This window comes from Epilithonimonas sp., from assembly GCF_036780765.1.
Classification (GTDB): Bacteria; Bacteroidota; Bacteroidia; order Flavobacteriales; family Weeksellaceae; genus Epilithonimonas.
The window spans coordinates 650,117-668,093 of the sequence record NZ_DAIQCG010000001.1 but is presented as its reverse complement, the minus strand read 5'-3'; the positions used below and the strand labels follow the sequence as shown (position 1 = coordinate 668,093).

Genomic DNA, 17,977 nt, shown 5'->3' with positions numbered 1-17,977 from the left:
ATGATTAAATAATTGATAATGCAAAATAAATATAATTTTTCTTTATAAACAAAGTTTTTTTAACTTTTCTTTAATAGACGCTGGATGTTTACTTTGTTTTCTCTATCCTTTATAGCCTCTCTTTTATCAAAGAGTTTTTTTCCTCTGGCTAATGAAATGAGTAACTTTGCTTTCCCTTGATTGTTGATATACAACTTCAAAGGTATTATCGTATTGCCAACATCCTTTAACTTTTTTTTAAGTTTTTGCAATTCGTAATGATGCAGTAACAATTTCCGTTCCCTTTTTGTTTTGTGGTTGTAAAAAGTTCCTAATTTGTACTCATCTATCATCATATTAATGACATACAGTTCATCATTTATGAACTGACAGAAGCTTTCTGTGATAGATGCTTTAGAAGAACGCAAGGATTTTATCTCAGTACCGGTCAATACAATACCAGCCTCATACTCATCCAGAATCTCATATTCAAAACGAGCACGTTTGTTAAAAATGTTAACCGACTTTTCTATTTTAACTTTCATTAAGTCTAATTTATATAAAATTTAGGACACTTCACTATCCCAACTTATTTTCGTATTTTTGCACAAATTTACAAAACTATATGTTAACAGTATCTAATATATCTTTACAGTTCGGGAAAAGAGTACTCTTCGACGAAGTTAATATAAAATTTACAAAAGGAAATTGTTATGGTATTATCGGTGCCAATGGTGCCGGAAAATCTACATTTCTTAAAATCTTAAGCGGAAAGCAGGACCCTACTTCTGGGCATGTTTCATTAGAGAACGGAAAAAGAATGTCTGTTCTTGAGCAGGATCACTTTGCTTATGACAATTTCACACTTCTTGAAACGATTCTTAGAGGTAACAAAAGACTTTTCGAAATCAAGGAAGAGATGGATGCCCTTTATGCTAAAGAAGATTTCTCTGATGAAGACGGAATCAAAGCTGGAGAATTAGGCGTAATCTATGACGAAATGGGAGGATGGAATTCTGAAGCTGATGCACAAACTTTGCTTTCAAACGTTGGAATCACAGAAGATATGCATTACCAATTGATGAGTGAATTGGAAAATAAAGACAAAGTAAGAGTTCTTCTTGCTCAGGCTTTATTCGGTAATCCAGATGTTTTGATTCTGGATGAGCCTACCAATGACTTGGATATCGCTACAATTGCTTGGTTAGAAGATTTCTTGGCAGATTATGAGAATACGGTAATCGTCGTTTCTCACGACCGTCACTTCTTGGATACAGTTTGTACGCATATTGGAGATTTGGATTATGCAAAATTGAACCTTTATACTGGTAACTACTCTTTCTGGTACCAAGCTTCTCAATTGGCAACGAGACAAAGAGCTCAAGCTAACAAAAAAGCAGAAGACAAGAAAAAAGAATTACAGGATTTCATCGCGAGATTTAGCTCCAACGTAGCAAAAGCTAAGCAAGCAACTGCTCGTAAAAAGATGATTGACAAGTTAAATATTGATGATATCAAACCTTCTTCAAGAAGATATCCAGCTATTATTTTTGATGTAGAAAGAGAAGTTGGAGATCAGATTCTTGATGTTAAAGGTCTTGAAAAAACCAAAGACGGCGAATTGCTATTCTCAAACATCGACCTTAACCTTAAAAAAGGCGATAAAGTAGCTGTTCTTTCCAGAAACTCATTAGCAATTACAGAGTTTTTCGAAATCTTAGCTGGAAATATCGAAGCTGACAAAGGGAATATCGCTTGGGGTGTAACCACAAACCAATCATATATGCCTTTGGATAATACCAATTTCTTCCAAGACGATTTGAACTTGGTAGATTGGTTAAGACAATTCACGAAGAATGACGAGGAAAGACACGAAGAGTTTATGAGAGGTTTCTTGGGAAGAATGTTATTCTCTGGAGACGAAGCGCTAAAATCTTGTAAAGTTCTTTCCGGAGGGGAAAAAATGCGTTGTATGTTCAGTAGAATGATGCTTCAGAAAGCGAACATTCTTTTATTGGATGAGCCAACCAACCACCTAGATTTGGAAAGTATCACAACCTTGAACAACTCTTTGAACAACTTCAAAGGAAATATCTTATTATCTTCTCATGACCACGAATTGCTGGGAACGGTTTGTAACAGAATCATCGAGTTGACGCCAAAAGGAATCATAGACAGAGATATGACTTATGACGAATATCTTGGAGACAAAAAAATCAAAGAATTGCAGGAGCAGATGTATTCTTAATCCTCAATTAAAAAAATAAATTTTATAAAAGCATCTCGAGTTAGGGGTGCTTTTTTATTTTATTTCAGCTCTTATTTGAGTAGGGATATTTAGCTTGATATATTGTTTTTTTCATTTTGAAATAAAGCTTGTTCCTTTTTATCAATTCAAAAAAAAATAAATAGTTGAAAAAATTAGTGAAGCTTTTTTTAATTTTAAAGAAATATACCAACCTTATGAATTTTAAAACCGAGCATCAAAAAACTTAATCAAACCAATCAACGATTTGGATTTATTTTATGAAATACAATATCTTAGGAAATTAACTCAGCTTATACCAAGCTATTTTTGTCAGCGTAATTAAGCTTAAAGAAAATAAAAGTCATTATCGAAAATGCCAAAAGTGAACTTCCTCCATAACTGAAAAACGGCAAAGGAATCCCAACTGTTGGAAATAATCCCATTACCATTCCAAGATTAATTACAAAGTGAATCAATAAAATGGAAGCAAAACAATATCCGAATACTCTATTAAAAGTTGATTTTTGATTTTCTGCGAGATAATAAATTCTACCGATGAAAATCGCATAACAAAGAATCAGAATTGAACTTCCTAGGAAACCCCATTCTTCTCCAACGGTACAAAAGATATAATCGGTTTCCTGTTCTGGAACGAACTTACCTTGGGTTACAGAGCCTTGTTTATAGCCTTTTCCCATCATCCCACCAGAACCAATTGCTGTTTTGGAATAAAGCAAATTGTAACCAGAAGTATCACGGAATTCTCTTTCACCTTTGTACAAAACTTCAACTCTTTCTTGTTGGTGTTTGGGTAGTTTTTCGAAAACAATTGGTGAAACAACTGATAACACTGCTAATAAAACAATGATACCAATTGCCGGCAACAAAGAATAAATGTTCTTATGCAGCATTGCGACATTGAATACAACCCAAATCGCTCCTAATACAAGAATGATAATCGTGAAATACCAAAGGTTGATTTTTAACGGGTCGTTCAAATAATTAGCAATAAGGAAAACACCAGCGAACAAGGTTCCGACCAAAAATAATTTTCCAGATAAACCTTCTCTATATAAAGCAATAACGAAAGCCACAAAAACCAATAATGATCCAACATCGGGAATCATCAAAACCACAGCTCCAGGAATGGCAATAATTGCTAAAGATGTGATTAATGAACGTTGATTATTGATATTAAAATCCTGATTGGAAACATAATTTGCTAACATCAAAGAGGTTCCTATTTTCGCAAATTCAACAGGTTGCATTGTGAATCCTCCGAATTTGTACCAGTTTTTTTGTCCGAGAATTTCTGTTCCGAAAGGAAATAATCCAATCAGAAGTAGAACACCCCCAACATAAATAATAGCTGACATATTCTCGAAGAATTTGGTTCTCATAAAGAAAATAATCATCCCGACGAAACAAGAAATCCCGAAGAATATCAACTGTTTTTGTCCCAGGTCTTCTTTAACACTATAAATATTCAGAACGGCGAAAACACACAATAAAACATATAATGTCATTCCTAATTTGTCAATACCTTCTGCCCACTTCATTTTACTTTGGATTTTAGAGGTTTAACTTTGGAACTATCTTTCTTTAATTTTTTATCTTGAATAGCCTTCAGACTATCTTTAATTTTCTTTAGCTGAATCGAATCTTTTGGTGGTTCTTTGTACCAGCCTTTTCGTTTCATATCAGCAATATATTGGCGTTTATATTCTGGCATAAAACTCGAGGTAATCATTTTCTTGTAAAGATTTTCTCTTTTAAGTTCACCCGTTATATATTTTTCCGCAATCGTGGTACAAGCCGGACCAGCCCAAGTGGCACCAAATCCTGCGTGTTCCATAACTGCTGCTACTACAATTTTTGGTTTATCAGCAGGCGCAATCAATACAAAAATCGAATTATCTTTTCCTTGAGGAACCTGTGCTGTTCCCGTTTTTGCCAATTGAGTAAAATCTTTGGACATCAAACTTCTTCCTGTTCCTCTTAACATTACCGCTTCCATCCCTTGAAGAATAACATTGTAAAAATGAGGATTCTGAACCAATGTCATATGTTTTTTCTTAAATCTTGGGTCTGGATTTGGTTTTCCATCAATTGACTTAACAACGTGAGGTGTATAATACCAACCTTTATTGGCAATTGCAGCAACAAAATTAGCCATTTGCATTGGTGTCAAAAGAACATCGCCTTGTCCCATACCATTATAAATAGCTCCAGTCGGCATCTCGTCCCAGTTTTTATAATCTGTCCGTTTAGAACCACTCGCTTTATAAATGGATTTCATTCTTTTTTCATAAAACTCTCCAGACGGAATTCTACCTTTTGCACCAACCGCCAAATCATTATTAAGGAATTCTCCAACGCCAAAACTATTGATGATTTTTTTCCATTCATCCACTCCTTTTGATGGATTTCCTGGATATTTTTTTATGATTGAGATATAAGCATAAGTGAAATAACAGTTACTGGAAACCTGAATTGATGGAATCAGCGGGTCTGCACCGCCATGACCTTTGATACTTTTTCCTCGATAGAAAAAACCTCTTCCACAAGGGTAAATCGTTTGATCAGTCATCACGCCCATTTCCATTGCTGCCAAAGCGGTCAATAATTTGAAAGTTGAACCTGGAGGATATGCTGCCTGAACAGAACGGTCAAAAGTTGGTTTATTTTCGTAGATTGTATCGTTGGCCAATCTGTAAAGATTTCTGGATTTATTCGGGCCAGTGAAAAGATTCGGGTCGATGTCTGGCCCTGTTGCCATTGTCAAAATTTCGCCATTATTTGGGTCTAATGCTACAACTGCACCGTGTTTGTTAACCAACATTTCCTCGGCCATTCTTTGCAAATCGTAATCGATTGTCAAAGTCAAATCTTTTCCAGTGACAACTTCTTTGTCAAGCTCTCCGTTTTTATAAGACCCAATACTTCTCTGGCGAATATCTTTCTGGATGTATTTCATTCCTTTTTCGCCTCTGAGGTCTTTTTCGTAAGCTTTCTCAATTCCGCTTTTTCCAACAATATCTCCTGGCAAATAATACAGTGAGTCTTTCTTAATATCATTATCATTCACCTGATTGGTATAACCCAAAAGGTTTCCGGAAGTGTTGATTTCATATTGTCTCTGTGGACGCGGAACGATTGAAAATGCTGGATATTTGAAAATCAATTCCTGAACTCTCGCCATATCTTCACGACTTAGATTTTTCATAAAAGTCATCGGCGTCAACTTAGAATAATATTTTTCCTTTTCAATATTTTTCATCGTTTTGATGAAATCCGGTTTGGAAATATTCAATAATTTACAGAAACCAAGCGTATCAAAATCAGGTTTAAGAAGTGCAGCGGTGTAAGAAATCTCGAATGCAGGCTGATTTCCTACAAGGATTTTTCCGTTTCTATCAAAAATAACACCTCTTGGCGGAATAACATATTCGATTTTAATAGAAGTATTAGCAGCATTAAGCGCATATCTATCTGTAAATAATTGCAAATAAGAAAGCCTTGCAATAAAAATTAATGCAAAGACAGAAAGTGCGAGAATTATTCTGAGGTATTGTGATTTCATCTGTAATCTTAAATCTTTTCAGAGGACATATGCAACCCCAACAAAGAGCGTATTTTTTTGGTTTTTGATAGACATTCTTTCGGTTTCAGACTTTTTGTTTGATTTTAAAGGCTAATGTATAAGCTAATATAAATACAAACGAGATTATACTGGTAACTATTACATTAAATAAAATTTCAAAAAATCTGTCAAGTTTAAAAAACTCGATGTACTGCACCAAAAACTGATGGATAAAAATACTGGTTATGATAAAAAATATGAACTGTGTCCACTGGATACTTTGGAAAGAGAAAAAATCTGTCGTTGTATCTGTAGATGTTCTGAATATAATTGTTCTAAAATAAGCGATAACCGTAGTTGCAAAAGCATTGATTCCCCAAGTTCCTAGAAATGCATCTACACATAATCCCAATAAAAAACTCAATCCTAAAAATTGAAATTGATTTCGGAAAAATGGATAGAACATTACAAACACAGGATAAAGCACAGGAATATATTGCCCAAACAAAGTAATCCTGTTCAGAATGAAAACCTGAAAAGCTGTAAGTATTGCTATCAAAAGCAAATCCGATGCAATGTTTCTACTGACCATCTTTTTTAATTTGAGCTTTTAAAGTATCATCTATTTTCTGAACTTCAGATTTCTTAAGGTTTCTTACGACGTAAACTGTACTTAGTTTTCCAACTTTTTCACTCAGTTCTACAGAAACATCCCAAAACCCTGTTTTGCTGTCAACCTGATAACCGGCAACTGTTCCTACTAAAATTCCTGCAGGGAAAATTGAAGATTTCCCATCTGTTACAACAGTGTCTCCGACTTTTAAAGGAACATATTTCGGAATATCAGACAAAGTCATTGTTCTAGAATCATCGCCTTTCCAGGAAAGCGTTCCAAAGTAACCAGACTTTTTAAGCGATGCACTGATTTTGATTTTATTGGTACTCAAAACCGACTGAACCAAAGAATAATTATCAGTTGTATTGATAACGATTCCGGCAATTCCTCTTGGTGCAATAACACCCATTTTGGAACTCACGCCTTGCAAACGTCCTCTGTTAATCGTGAAGTAATTATCTTTTCTATTGATTGTATTGTAAACAACTTCGCCGTCAACGAAGGTATAAATCTGTCCGCCTCCAATCGTATCATAAACTCTTCGGAAAACTGGTTTATCCAACTTTTCTTTTCCGTAAAGTTCTGTCATCAAAGCTTTGTTCTGAACAACAAGGTCTTCGTTGATTTGTTTTAATTTCAAGTAAGAAGTTCCTTCGTCAATGTAACCAGAAACCCAAGAATTGAATGCCGAAGTCTTCGCAGCCAAATAACTTTGTTGCATTGAGTTTTTACTGAATATCAATACAATTGCAACCAATTGCAAGAATATGAAGAACACAAATAATGCATTCTTGGAAAAAAATCTCAGCAAAGCACCCATCTAAGTTATAAATGATAATTGATGATTGATAAATGATTTTTCAATCTTCGATTTCAGAAGTATCAAAAAATTACAATCATTTCAATTTTAAGATGATTATTATTTGATTAAGAAATTGAATTTGTCCATATTTTTAAGAGCAATCCCAGTTCCGCGAACCACCGCTCTCAATGGGTCTTCTGCGACAAAGACAGGAAGTCCAGTTTTTCTGTGAAGTCTGTCTGCCAAACCTCTCAAAAGAGCACCACCACCAGCAAGATAAATTCCGGTTTTATAGATATCAGCAGCCAATTCCGGAGGAGTCAAAGAAAGAGTTTCCATTACCGCATCCTCGATCCTGATAATCGATTTATCAAGAGCTTTAGCAATTTCTTTATAATTAACCATAATCTCTTTTGGCTTTCCAGTAATCAAATCGCGACCTTGTACAGGAATATCATCAATTGGAACATCCAATTCTTCTACTGCAGAACCAACTTCTAATTTGATTCTTTCTGCAGTTCTTTCTCCGATGTATAAATTATGGTGCGTTCTTAAGTAATAAGCAATATCATTTGTGAAAACGTCACCTGCAATTTTTACAGATTTATCACAAACAATTCCACCAAGCGCAACTACAGCAATTTCAGTTGTTCCCCCACCTATGTCGATAATCATATTACCTTCTGGCTTTTGAACATCAATCCCAACTCCTATTGCAGCTGCCATTGGCTCATAAATCAAACGAACTTCTTTTGCATTCACTTTTTGAGCAGAATCTCTTACCGCTCTTTTTTCAACTTCAGTAATACCTGAAGGAATACAAATCACGATTCTAAGTGCTGGTTGAAAAAGCTTCCCTTTGATACCCGGAATTTGTTTAATAAATTCCTTGATCATATGTTCTGAAGCGTGGAAATCTGCAATAACTCCATCCTTCAAAGGACGAACCGTTTTGATATCCTCGTGAGTCTTCCCTTGCATATGTTTTGCCTGCTCCCCCACGGCAATCGGCTTACCTGAAGAACGTTCTATCGCAACGATAGAAGGCTGATCCACAACTATTTTGTTATTGTGAATAATAAGCGTGTTCGCAGTCCCTAAGTCAATCGCAATCTCTTGCGTAAACATATCCAATATACCCATTTTGTTCAGTCATTATTAAGTTTACAAAGATATAAATTTAGACTTATTCTCTATCTTCATTTCAAAATAATTTGGTTAAAATTTCCTTAAAATTTCAAGAATTTTTCACAACAGATAAATCAGAATTTCACTTAGAAATCAAAAATTATTACTCCGATAAAAATTTCTTCAAAACATTATTATCCTTATATCTTTTCGAACTGAGTTTATAGATTTTATCAATTTTCGAAAATGAAATTCAGAAAGAATCTTTGTTTTAAAAATTGTAATTTTGCAAACTGAAAATGAGTCCAAAACATAAATTTCATCAAACATCAGATTTTACAGTTCTAAGCATCAGTTATGAAAAAGCCGATGCAGAAATTCGTGGGAAATTTGCTTTTTTTGATGACCACATAAAATCTTTTGCCAACAAAATTCACGAAGAGGATTTGGGTGATGCATTTGTGGTTTCCACTTGTAACAGAACCGAAATCTATTCCACGACTAAGAATTATCTCCACATTGCAGAATTGTATTGTAATACAGTTGGCGTTCAGCTTTCAGATTTTTTGAAATATGTAAATGTTCTCCAGAGAGAAGATGCATTGTTTCATCTTTTCCGTGTTGCAGCAGGCTTGGAAAGTCAGATTATCGGCGATTTTGAGATTGTTTCTCAAATCAAGAATGCTTATCATCGATTCAAAAAATACAAAGATTTTTCTAACCCTTATTTGGAACGCGCGATTAACTCATCGATTCAGATTTCGAAAAGAATTAAAAATGAAACTGGAATTAGCACTGGTTCTGCTTCGGTTTCATATGCTGCGGTTCATTATATCTTAAATAATACGAGACACATCCACGAAAAAAACATTCTCCTTCTAGGCGTTGGAGAAATCGGACAAAACACCATTGACAATCTCGTAAAGCATATCTATCAGCCCAAAATCAAAATAGCCAACCGTTCTTTTGAAAAAGCGGAAAAAATTGCTGATAAATACAACATTCCACAAATCGATTTCAATAGTTTCCCAGAAGAACTAAAACAAACTGATGTTCTAATTGTAGCAACAGGCGCTCAGAAATATATTATTGATGAATCCAATTTTCCTAAAGATAAAGAAATGCTGGTCATCGATTTATCAATTCCGAATAACGTTCAGAAAGAAATTGGAAATTGGGAAAATGTGACTTTGATAGACGTGGATCAACTTTCACAAACCATCAAAGCAACGATGGAACAGCGCAAGAAGGAAATCCCAAAAGCGGAAGGCATCATCAAAGAAATGGCGAAGGACTTTGTGGATTGGGAAAAGAAAAGAAAGCTTGCCCCTAACATTAACCATTTCAAAAATTCGCTCAAAAAAATCGAAGAGCACGAGATGCATAATATTCATAAAAAATTCAATTACGCCAAGATTGAAGATATGGAATTATCTAATAAATTAGTGCAGAAACTAACCAACCGATTTGCAAAATACATCCTGGAAAATCCATTAAGGGCGACTGAAGTCACAAAACTGATGGAAGAAATCCTAGACATCCATAAACAAGACATCCATAAACAAGACATCCATGAACAAACTGAAAATAGGAACGAGAAATAGCCCGCTTGCCCTGTGGCAAGCTCACGAAGTAGAATCGAAGTTAAAAACTTTGGGGTTTGAAACCGAGATTGTTCCTATCGTAAGCTCCGGAGATAAAAATCTTGACCAACCACTTTACGCATTGGGAATTACCGGCGTTTTCACAAAAGATTTGGACATTGCTTTATTAAATAAGGAAATTGACATTGCTGTGCATTCTTTGAAAGATGTTCCGACTCAATTGCCTCAGAATATTCAGATTTCTGCAGTTTTGGAAAGAGATTTTCCGGAAGATGTTTTGGTAAGAAATAATGATGCGGAACCTTTGGATTTGGAAGTTTTGAAAATTGCCACCAGCAGTTTGAGAAGACGTGCTTTCTGGTTAAAAGAATTTCCTGAAACTGAATTCACTGATATCCGAGGAAACGTTCAAACCCGTTTGAAAAAACTAGATGATGGAATTGCCGATGCTACGATTTTTTCTCTAGCAGGAATCAAAAGAATGAATCTGGATATTAATTATGAACAAATTCCGTTCTTATTACAAGCTCCTTCGCAAGGTGTTGTTGCGATTGCGAGTTTATCTGATAATGATGAGCTGAATGAAAGTTTAAAAACAATTTCACATAAAGAAACCGAAATCTGTGTGACGATAGAAAGAGAATTTCTGAAAACGCTGGAAGGCGGTTGTACAGCTCCAATTGGTGCAAAAGCTGAAATGGTTAACGGACAAATCAGATTTATCGGAAGACTTTGTTCACTTGACGGAAAAAACTGTATCGAAACGGATGAGATTTTTGACTGGAATGGTTCTGAAAACTTCGGAGAAAAAATCGCTTTGGAAGTTCTGAAAAATGGAGGCAAGGAATTGATGGACGAAATTAAAAAATCTTTGTAATTTTTTTCAATTCAACATCCCTTTTGTCATTCCGTAGGAATCTCAACAACTAAATTTAGACTCCTACGGAATGACAAAATAATGTTTTAATTTTACCATTGTCAGTCTGAGGTTCCCTAAGACATATAATTAATATGAAAATCCTTTTTACAAAATCATTAGACAAAGAAAAGGTTTCTGAGAAATTGGGAGCCAATTTTTTGGTTGATTTTGTTGAAGTTATCAATACGGAATTTATAAAAACTAAATCTTTCGGTTTAAAAAATAATTCATTGATTTTCACAAGTGTAAATGGTGTAAAAGCTTTTTTCGAAAATGGATTTTCTGCAAACGAAAACTTTGCCGAACCGAAAAATTATAACAAAATTTACGTTGTAGGATCTCAAACTAAGAAGGAACTGAGAAAGCACAATTTCGGAACTTATAAGCTTTGCAAAAATGCAAGTGAACTTTCACAGTTCATAACAGAAAATTCTGTAAACGAGAAGTTTTTGCATTTCTGTGGCGATATTGCGCTTGATATCTTGGATGAGAAATTGCCTTTGCAAAATATTTCTTACAAAAAAATCCCTGTTTATAAGACAGAACTACTCTATCCGAAAATCGATGAGAAATATCAGGCGATAGTTTTCTTCAGTCCGAGCGGAGTTCGTAGTTTTGCGAAGTTTAATAATTTGGATGATGTTAAGATTTTTTCGATTGGAAAAACCACAACTTCTGAAATAGAAAAACTAACTGATAATAAAATAATTACAAGCTCAAAAAACACTTTAGCAGATTTGTTGAATTTGATTTTAAAAGATACTTCAACAGGCTCAGTATGACAATGTTGATGTGATGATTTGAAAGACTAAAGTTGTATTTTGCGAAGCGCGCCCCGACTTGAGCGGAAATCCTTTTTACGCAACGAAGTGAAGTGAAAAGATTGGGAGCGGAAAGCGGATTAAGGCGCCCAAAATAATATTAAAAATGATTAAAAACGACCTATATTTAAAAGCACTTCGCGGGGAAACCGTGGAAAGACCGCCAGTTTGGATGATGAGACAAGCCGGAAGATACTTGCCGGAATTCATCGCTTTGCGCGACAAATACGACTTTTTCACAAGATGTCAAACGCCGGAATTAGCTTCGGAAATCACGGTTCAGCCGATTAGAAGATTTCCTTTGGACGCGGCGATTTTGTTCTCAGACATTTTGGTAGTTCCACAAGCAATGGGAATCGATTTCAAAATGAAGGAATCGGTTGGACCTTGGTTGGATGAACCTATCAGAACGGCTCAGCAAGTTGACAACGTTATCGTTCCTGATGTAAATGATACTTTGGGTTACGTTTTCGATGCGATAGAAATGACTTTGGAAAAACTGGATAATGAGATTCCGTTGATTGGATTCGCGGGTTCGCCTTGGACGATTTTCTGTTATTGTATCGAAGGTAGAGGTTCTAAGGATTTCAATATTGCGAAATCATTTTGTTTTCTACAGCCAGAAGCGGCGCACAAATTATTACAGAAAATCACTGATACGACGATTGCTTACCTGAAAAGAAAAGTAGAAAAAGGTGTTTCTGCTGTTCAGGTTTTCGATTCTTGGGGCGGAATGCTTTCGCCAGCAGATTATCAGGAATTTTCTTGGCAATATATCAATCAGATTGTTGAAGCTCTTGCTCCGTTGACGCACGTTGTGGTTTTCGGGAAAGGTTGCTGGTTTGCTTTGGACGAGATGACGAAATCTAAAGCGTCTGCAGTTGGTGTTGATTGGACAATCACGCCGGAATTAGCGAGACAATTCACGAATAATGCTGTGACTTTGCAAGGGAATTTTGATCCGTCAAGATTACACTCGAAGCCAGAAACTATTAGAAAAATGGTTCACGAAATGATTAACCGTTTTGGAAAAGATAAATACATCGTCAACCTCGGACACGGGATTTTACCAAATATTCCTGTTGAAAATGCCGAAGCTTTTATAAAAGCGGTGGTTGAATGGAAAGCATAAAAAAAGGAGCAAATTAATTTGCTCCTTTTTTTATTCTAATTGTCCTGGTGCGGGATCTTGAGGTTTTAAAGACTCGTTATTCAATCCATCTTTTGGCGGTTGCATTCTTTTTCTGGTTTTAACATCCTCTATTTTCTGTCTTTGTTCAAGATTGAATGTATCTTTCTTATTCATTTCCATAGTTTGAGAAGATGTATCCATTTTCATCTCCGTCGATTTCAGATTTTTCTCTGCTTTCGATCTCATATTATCTTTTTGAGGAGTCGTTTGTGCGTTCATCAATAATGTTCCAAACATTAGAAATGCTCCCGTTATCATTAACTTTTTCATAACAATTTATTTAGTGTTAATAAGAAGTCTCAAACACTAAACCATATTATGTTAAATTTAAGAAGCTATAAGATTTTTGGGAAAACTTTAGTACAGCTTACTTTTCTAAAACTTGTCTTAGTTTTTCAACAAAAACATAAGTTGCAGGACAAATCAAAGTATTCTTGATGGTAAGATTATTAATTTGATAAATCTTCTTGCGATCTGTGTGAGGATATTCTCTACAAGCTTTGGGACGAACATCATAGATTGAGCAAGTATTGTCATCATTCAGGAAAAAGCAAGGTAAATTTTGAAGGACTTTATCATTGTCTTCATCTACTCTCAGAAACTTGGATTCAAAATCTGCTTGTTTCATCCTAAGATGTTTTGAGATTCTTTCGATATCTTTTTCTGTATAAAGCGGACCTGTAGTTTTACAGCAATTGGCACAACTAAGACAATCGATTTCTTCGAATGTTTCCTCGTGCTTTTCTAAGACCAGATAATCCAGATTCTTGGGCGGTTTCTTTTTGAGTCCGTCCAAAAACTTTTTATACTCTTTTTGTTTTTGTTGTGCTTGCTTTTTATATAAATCAAGATCCATTTTGCAAAATTAGTGGTTTTTCAAACAAAAACTGACATTAATCTTATTTCAAACTGATTCAAAAAGTGATAACTTTGATAGAATAAAATATCGAATTATGAAAGATATTACAAGCAGAGAAGATGTTGAGTTTCTTGTAAAAGAATTCTATGACCAAGTTATTAAAGATGATTTAATTGGATTCTTTTTCACAGATGTTGCAAAGATTGACCTTAGCAAACATCTTCCGAAAATGTATAATTTTTGGGAAAGTATTCTTTTGGGAAATCCGGTTTATGAAGGTCATCCAATGGCGAAGCATTTTCCAATCAATGATGTTGCTGCGTTGGAAGAGAAACATTTTAACCGTTGGTTACAGATTTGGGAGAAAACAGTTCACGATAATTTTGAAGGCGAAAATGCTGAAAATGCCATTGCAAGAGCGTTGAATATCGCCAGAATTATGAGCTTTAAAATGTCGAATGCGAGAAACATCGATTAATAAATCATACTTCTAAACGTTGAATCGCACGCAGCCCGACTTGAGCGGAAATCCTTTTTACGCAACGTAGTGGAGTGAAAAGATTGGGAGCGGAAGGCGGATTAAGCTGCCCCAATAATTTTAAAAATTCAAATTATGTATCTGGCAATCTATCCAATCCGTCAACATATGAAAGAGTAAACCAACACCAATAATTCTTGGAACGCCTTTAAAAAATAACAGCAGAAAATAAACGCCCATCGCCCAATAGGTATGAAGCGGATGAAAATTGATACTGCATCTGTTAGGTGCGAAAATCGGTGTACTAAGCAAGTGGTCTGCATCTACGAGCATTGTCGCGAGCATTATGAAATAAGCTCTTTTCCAGTCTTTTCTGAAGAACAAAAAAGCCAGCACAATTGGAAAACCAAAATGCAGAAAATAATGGATTATTGTTCTTAATGTTATAAAATCAGAAAAGTTCATTTTCTAGCGTAATATGATTGGTAATTTGTCTTTTTTAAACTGAAGTTTCAGGTAATAATAATTTCCCTTGTTGCCATAAAAAAGATAATCTACTTTTGAAATTGATTTTTTGTCAGAGGATGAAAGTACTTTTAATAAACCCACTAATAATGAATTATTTTTAAGCAATACAAAACTTCCAGATGGCGAGTCTCCAAAATCTATGTTTTTCCGAGTGGATTGAATCGAAATTTCATTTGAATTTTTCTTGATTACATTGGGTTGAAATGGAATTGCTGTGAACTGATTTTGTTCATTAATCCACTTTTTATCTTGAAAATAAGACCAAAGTTTTTCGGCTTCTGGGCTTTGTAAATTAATCTTATAATTTGGTTGTACTAACTTCTGATAGCTAACTTTTTCAACTTCATTGAAATTATCATCATAAGCATAACTCACAATCTTATCATTAACAGATTCTAATTCTGAAATCGCACTAACAGAATTGATATTGATAGAATCAGTCAGCTTTTCATTGAATAATCCTGAAATGATTTTAGCATTTTTAGAATCTAATTTCAATTTCAAAAATTGCGTTTGTTTGTCCAAATCTGAGATTTGTGATGAGAAAACATCCTGAACGGATTTAGTTTTGATTTCGATATTGTCATCATTCAGATTGATCGCAAACTTGCGAATTTTAGATTTTCCAAAATAAGACACGCTCGCAATCGAATTATTAATGAATTGGTCAGCGTTTAACACTTTATTTTTAGAATTAAGAATCATCTGAACTTTAGTCTCAAAATTCGATCTCGAAAATCCTATAACACATTTCGAAGCTTCAATTTTTATTGAAAAAATGTCTTTTGTATAAATATTTTTTTTCGAAATTTTGAAGCCTTTTTTTGTCAAAAATTCAATCAAACTATTTTTATCCTTAATCTCAAAAACACTGTACCATTCAGCAAAATTAGAATCTTTCAAATGGAAAATCTGGATATAATCTGGAATGATTAAACCATTATTTTTATGTTGAGAACTTGATTTTCCAAACCATTGAGAAGGATGTTTTATCCAAGTCAAAAAATATTGTTTTGAAACTTCTTTAACATCAATCAAAACAACAGCATCTGCATTTTTCGGAATAGATTTCAGTTCTTTATCCTTGCGAAACCACAGAAAAAAAACGGTAATTCCGACAATTAAAATCAGTAAAAAGAAGACTGTTCTTTTCTTCATTTAAAATGAGGTTGGTTTCGCTGGCTCCATTATTTTAATTAAATCATTGCAAAGGTCAAAGAAATACATCAAGCTGTTTTCCGAGGAATTGGGTGTTGTATAATTGAATTCTGTTTCAATACTTTCGCCTTTCACATTGGTTTTGAAATCAAAATCACCTGCATTTTTTCTGAAAAGGTTAAGCGCTTTTTGTTCCGGCAAAGTTTTGAATTCTTTTTCCAACCCGTTCATCAATCTCTGCATATTGAAACTTCCTGACTGCGAATTTTTAGAAGCTTCTTTTGCCCATTTTTCAGAAATTCCGGATTGTTTTTCTGGAGCTAAATTAGCAAGAGATGTTGTCAGGTAAACGATTCCGTCTTTTACCGTGAAGAACATTTGATCCACATAACTGCTGTTTTTCGGGTCTTTTTTCAGGTAATAGATTTCTCCATTTTTTCCAAATTTCTGCGCCAATTCTTTGTTAGAAGTCAACACATCGAAAATACGTTTCCAATAATCATCATTATCCGTCGCAAAAGCAAAAGTGAAATCCGGAACTGCTATATCTTTGGTTTTTCTGATTTCCTTGCTGTTGAAGTTCTCATCAAACTCATAATCTGTGTACTCTACTTTTTTAGTATTAAGTTCATTCAAAACAAAAATTCCGCTTCCTGGAGCGATTTTAGAAATAGCTTTTTCATCCAGAACGATTTTTACTGTTTCGATAATTAATCCGATTTCTTTTTGATATTTTTCGTTGTCATTACTACTTTCGAACAAACTGTATAACATATCAAAATATTTGTATCCATCGACATTAATCGCATAATAACCGATACTTTTATCCGGAATCAACGACATCAATTTCTTATTCTTTTTGCCTTGATAAACTGCTGAAATATTCTTCTGAGCTTCTTTATTTCTATGTTGATAATTGTTGACAAATCTTAATTTATTCTTCTCAAAATAAACATTGTAAGTTGAGTTGGAATTGTAAAGATTATCCAAAAGACTTCCGTAACTGTAGAGGCTCAACAACTTTTTATATGGTCCGTTTTTGAAGACTTCTCCGTAATTCGTATAGATGAAAATATCAGATTTTGGGTCTTGAAACGCAACCATTTCCTTTGGAACTTCTATCTCAAAATTGGCATCGAAATGTTTATCAAATTCCCTTTCAGCAAAAGCTTTTATAATCTTAAAATCTTCCGCTTTTATAGAATCCATTTCTTTTTTGTAAGCCAAATCCTCCGCTTCTTCATCATATTCTTCCGTTGGTTTTGCAGAAGCAACTTCTTCGCTTTCAACAGCTTCTTCCGTTTTTGGTTTTGGCGGATATTGATGATGTTTTTCGAGATACTTGATATCTTTTTGGAGACGCACAATTTTCGCGTTATGTTCCTTGATATCTTCTTTTTGATATTTGATTTCTTCCTTTAGATATTTGATTTCTTCTTTGTAATTAAATGGTTTTTCGACTTCCGTATAAGCCGAGTCCAATGTCGTAGCTATTGAATCAACATTCACAGCAATAGAATCTAATTTAAAATCTACCTCTGCACTATCGATAATGTCTTTACTCCAAATAGTTTGAGAGGAATTTTTGGTATAACTTACGCCTGTAATAACCGCACGTTTGTCATTCCAAGCGACAAAAGTTTCGTCATTGAGATTGACGTAAGAATATTTATCTTTTTTCGTCACTTCCAATTCCTTTTTAGCAGAAACGTTGATGAATTCTAGAAATTTCTTAGAATCCTGAAGAATAAAATGCGCTGTGTAAGCCTTCACAGAATCATTGAAACTAGAAAAATAATGGTATTGTTTCGCATCATTCTGGATTCCGATGTTGGAGAAATCTTTCCAAGTTGGCTTTTCCTGATTGTTCTCGTTCAAGTCTTGCAAAATCGGATTCAGTTTGTTCCAATTTACTTTTTCGTTGAGTTGTTTGGAATTGATTTCCATATAAAAAAATGCATTCTTAGGAATTTCATTTTTGCTCTGAGAATTGGCAAAAAAGAAACCCAGCAAAAGGAAATATAGAATCTGGAATTGGTGTAAAACTGTTTTCATATGTAGT

General features: G+C 34.4%; 17 protein-coding genes. 6 read left to right on the top strand and 11 right to left on the bottom strand.

What is annotated here, in order from left to right; translation table 11 throughout:
• Positions 1 to 59: 59 nt before the first annotated feature.
• Positions 60 to 524: an SsrA-binding protein SmpB gene (gene smpB / locus V7P73_RS03185; protein WP_333851415.1), complete on the bottom strand. Its 465-nt coding sequence runs from the start codon at positions 522 to 524 to the stop codon at positions 60 to 62.
• An 80-nt stretch (positions 525 to 604) separates the two neighbouring features.
• On the opposite strand from smpB, the gene V7P73_RS03180 reads away from it, so the two are divergent.
• Positions 605 to 2,227, top strand: coding sequence for an ABC-F family ATP-binding cassette domain-containing protein (locus V7P73_RS03180; RefSeq protein ID WP_333851414.1), 1,623 nt, complete (start codon positions 605 to 607; stop codon positions 2,225 to 2,227).
• 311 nt (positions 2,228 to 2,538) lie between these two features.
• Here the strand turns inward: V7P73_RS03180 and rodA are convergent, their stop codons facing one another.
• The 5 genes from rodA to V7P73_RS03155 form a co-directional block, all read right to left on the bottom strand.
• Positions 2,539 to 3,786 carry a rod shape-determining protein RodA gene (gene rodA / locus V7P73_RS03175; protein ID WP_333851412.1) on the bottom strand — a complete coding sequence of 416 codons (1,248 nt, stop codon included), beginning with the start codon at positions 3,784 to 3,786 and terminating at the stop codon, positions 2,539 to 2,541.
• Positions 3,783 to 5,810: a peptidoglycan D,D-transpeptidase FtsI family protein gene (locus tag V7P73_RS03170; RefSeq protein ID WP_333851410.1), complete on the bottom strand. Its 2,028-nt coding sequence runs from the start codon at positions 5,808 to 5,810 to the stop codon at positions 3,783 to 3,785. The genes rodA and V7P73_RS03170 overlap by 4 nt, the downstream gene beginning before the upstream one ends.
• Before the next feature lie 85 nt (positions 5,811 to 5,895).
• Positions 5,896 to 6,402, bottom strand: coding sequence for a rod shape-determining protein MreD (locus tag V7P73_RS03165; protein WP_333851408.1), 507 nt, complete (start codon positions 6,400 to 6,402; stop codon positions 5,896 to 5,898).
• A complete protein-coding gene (gene mreC, locus V7P73_RS03160; RefSeq protein ID WP_333851406.1) occupies positions 6,392 to 7,246 on the bottom strand; it encodes a rod shape-determining protein MreC in 855 nt (284 codons plus the stop codon). The genes V7P73_RS03165 and mreC overlap by 11 nt, the downstream gene beginning before the upstream one ends.
• A 99-nt stretch (positions 7,247 to 7,345) precedes the next feature.
• Positions 7,346 to 8,371: a rod shape-determining protein gene (locus tag V7P73_RS03155; RefSeq protein WP_027383133.1), complete on the bottom strand. Its 1,026-nt coding sequence runs from the start codon at positions 8,369 to 8,371 to the stop codon at positions 7,346 to 7,348.
• Between the two features lie 284 nt (positions 8,372 to 8,655).
• On the opposite strand from V7P73_RS03155, the gene hemA reads away from it, so the two are divergent.
• From hemA to hemE, 4 genes are all read left to right on the top strand, one after another.
• The gene (gene hemA / locus V7P73_RS03150) at positions 8,656 to 9,960 is read left to right on the top strand and encodes a glutamyl-tRNA reductase (protein ID WP_333851404.1); all 1,305 of its coding nucleotides are present in this window, start codon (positions 8,656 to 8,658) and stop codon (positions 9,958 to 9,960) included.
• Positions 9,929 to 10,837, top strand: a complete 909-nt coding sequence (hemC, locus tag V7P73_RS03145) for a hydroxymethylbilane synthase (RefSeq protein WP_333851402.1) — start codon at positions 9,929 to 9,931, stop codon at positions 10,835 to 10,837. The genes hemA and hemC overlap by 32 nt, the downstream gene beginning before the upstream one ends.
• Positions 10,838 to 10,971: 134 nt before the next feature.
• Complete coding sequence (locus V7P73_RS03140) at positions 10,972 to 11,661, top strand: uroporphyrinogen-III synthase (RefSeq protein ID WP_333851400.1); 690 nt, start codon at positions 10,972 to 10,974, stop codon at positions 11,659 to 11,661.
• Positions 11,662 to 11,806: 145 nt separating this feature from the next.
• Positions 11,807 to 12,832: a uroporphyrinogen decarboxylase gene (gene hemE, locus V7P73_RS03135; protein WP_333851398.1), complete on the top strand. Its 1,026-nt coding sequence runs from the start codon at positions 11,807 to 11,809 to the stop codon at positions 12,830 to 12,832.
• Between the two features lie 30 nt (positions 12,833 to 12,862).
• Here hemE and V7P73_RS03130 read toward each other — a convergent pair whose 3' ends face one another.
• Both V7P73_RS03130 and V7P73_RS03125 read right to left on the bottom strand, forming a co-directional pair.
• Complete coding sequence (locus V7P73_RS03130) at positions 12,863 to 13,162, bottom strand: hypothetical protein (protein ID WP_333851396.1); 300 nt, start codon at positions 13,160 to 13,162, stop codon at positions 12,863 to 12,865.
• 97 nt (positions 13,163 to 13,259) lie between these two features.
• Entirely contained in the window at positions 13,260 to 13,748 is a 489-nt protein-coding gene (locus V7P73_RS03125; protein ID WP_333851394.1) for a YkgJ family cysteine cluster protein, read from the bottom strand.
• A gap of 97 nt (positions 13,749 to 13,845) precedes the next feature.
• Here V7P73_RS03125 and V7P73_RS03120 point away from each other — a divergent pair, with 97 nt between their 5' ends.
• Positions 13,846 to 14,229, top strand: a complete 384-nt coding sequence (locus tag V7P73_RS03120) for a group III truncated hemoglobin (protein ID WP_333851393.1) — start codon at positions 13,846 to 13,848, stop codon at positions 14,227 to 14,229.
• 120 nt (positions 14,230 to 14,349) lie between these two features.
• Here V7P73_RS03120 and V7P73_RS03115 read toward each other — a convergent pair whose 3' ends face one another.
• The 3 genes from V7P73_RS03115 to V7P73_RS03105 are packed head-to-tail and all read right to left on the bottom strand — an operon-like array spanning position 14,350 to position 17,970.
• Positions 14,350 to 14,694, bottom strand: a complete 345-nt coding sequence (locus tag V7P73_RS03115; protein WP_333851392.1) for a DUF6122 family protein — start codon at positions 14,692 to 14,694, stop codon at positions 14,350 to 14,352.
• Positions 14,695 to 14,697: 3 nt separating this feature from the next.
• Positions 14,698 to 15,915, bottom strand: coding sequence for a hypothetical protein (locus tag V7P73_RS03110; RefSeq protein ID WP_333851390.1), 1,218 nt, complete (start codon positions 15,913 to 15,915; stop codon positions 14,698 to 14,700).
• Positions 15,916 to 17,970, bottom strand: a complete 2,055-nt coding sequence (locus V7P73_RS03105; protein ID WP_333851388.1) for a DUF4836 family protein — start codon at positions 17,968 to 17,970, stop codon at positions 15,916 to 15,918. It abuts the gene before it with no gap.
• Between the last annotated feature and the right edge of the window lie 7 nt (positions 17,971 to 17,977).

Coding starts and splice junctions, on each gene's coding strand:
- smpB (WP_333851415.1), bottom strand. CDS start 524: ATGAAAGTTAAAATAGAAAAGTCGGTTAACATTTTTAACAAACGTGCT.
- V7P73_RS03180 (WP_333851414.1), top strand. CDS start 605: ATGTTAACAGTATCTAATATATCTTTACAGTTCGGGAAAAGAGTACTC.
- rodA (WP_333851412.1), bottom strand. CDS start 3,786: ATGAAGTGGGCAGAAGGTATTGACAAATTAGGAATGACATTATATGTT.
- V7P73_RS03170 (WP_333851410.1), bottom strand. CDS start 5,810: ATGAAATCACAATACCTCAGAATAATTCTCGCACTTTCTGTCTTTGCA.
- V7P73_RS03165 (WP_333851408.1), bottom strand. CDS start 6,402: ATGGTCAGTAGAAACATTGCATCGGATTTGCTTTTGATAGCAATACTT.
- mreC (WP_333851406.1), bottom strand. CDS start 7,246: ATGGGTGCTTTGCTGAGATTTTTTTCCAAGAATGCATTATTTGTGTTC.
- V7P73_RS03155 (WP_027383133.1), bottom strand. CDS start 8,371: ATGGGTATATTGGATATGTTTACGCAAGAGATTGCGATTGACTTAGGG.
- hemA (WP_333851404.1), top strand. CDS start 8,656: ATGAGTCCAAAACATAAATTTCATCAAACATCAGATTTTACAGTTCTA.
- hemC (WP_333851402.1), top strand. CDS start 9,929: ATGAACAAACTGAAAATAGGAACGAGAAATAGCCCGCTTGCCCTGTGG.
- V7P73_RS03140 (WP_333851400.1), top strand. CDS start 10,972: ATGAAAATCCTTTTTACAAAATCATTAGACAAAGAAAAGGTTTCTGAG.
- hemE (WP_333851398.1), top strand. CDS start 11,807: ATGATTAAAAACGACCTATATTTAAAAGCACTTCGCGGGGAAACCGTG.
- V7P73_RS03130 (WP_333851396.1), bottom strand. CDS start 13,162: ATGAAAAAGTTAATGATAACGGGAGCATTTCTAATGTTTGGAACATTA.
- V7P73_RS03125 (WP_333851394.1), bottom strand. CDS start 13,748: ATGGATCTTGATTTATATAAAAAGCAAGCACAACAAAAACAAAAAGAG.
- V7P73_RS03120 (WP_333851393.1), top strand. CDS start 13,846: ATGAAAGATATTACAAGCAGAGAAGATGTTGAGTTTCTTGTAAAAGAA.
- V7P73_RS03115 (WP_333851392.1), bottom strand. CDS start 14,694: ATGAACTTTTCTGATTTTATAACATTAAGAACAATAATCCATTATTTT.
- V7P73_RS03110 (WP_333851390.1), bottom strand. CDS start 15,915: ATGAAGAAAAGAACAGTCTTCTTTTTACTGATTTTAATTGTCGGAATT.
- V7P73_RS03105 (WP_333851388.1), bottom strand. CDS start 17,970: ATGAAAACAGTTTTACACCAATTCCAGATTCTATATTTCCTTTTGCTG.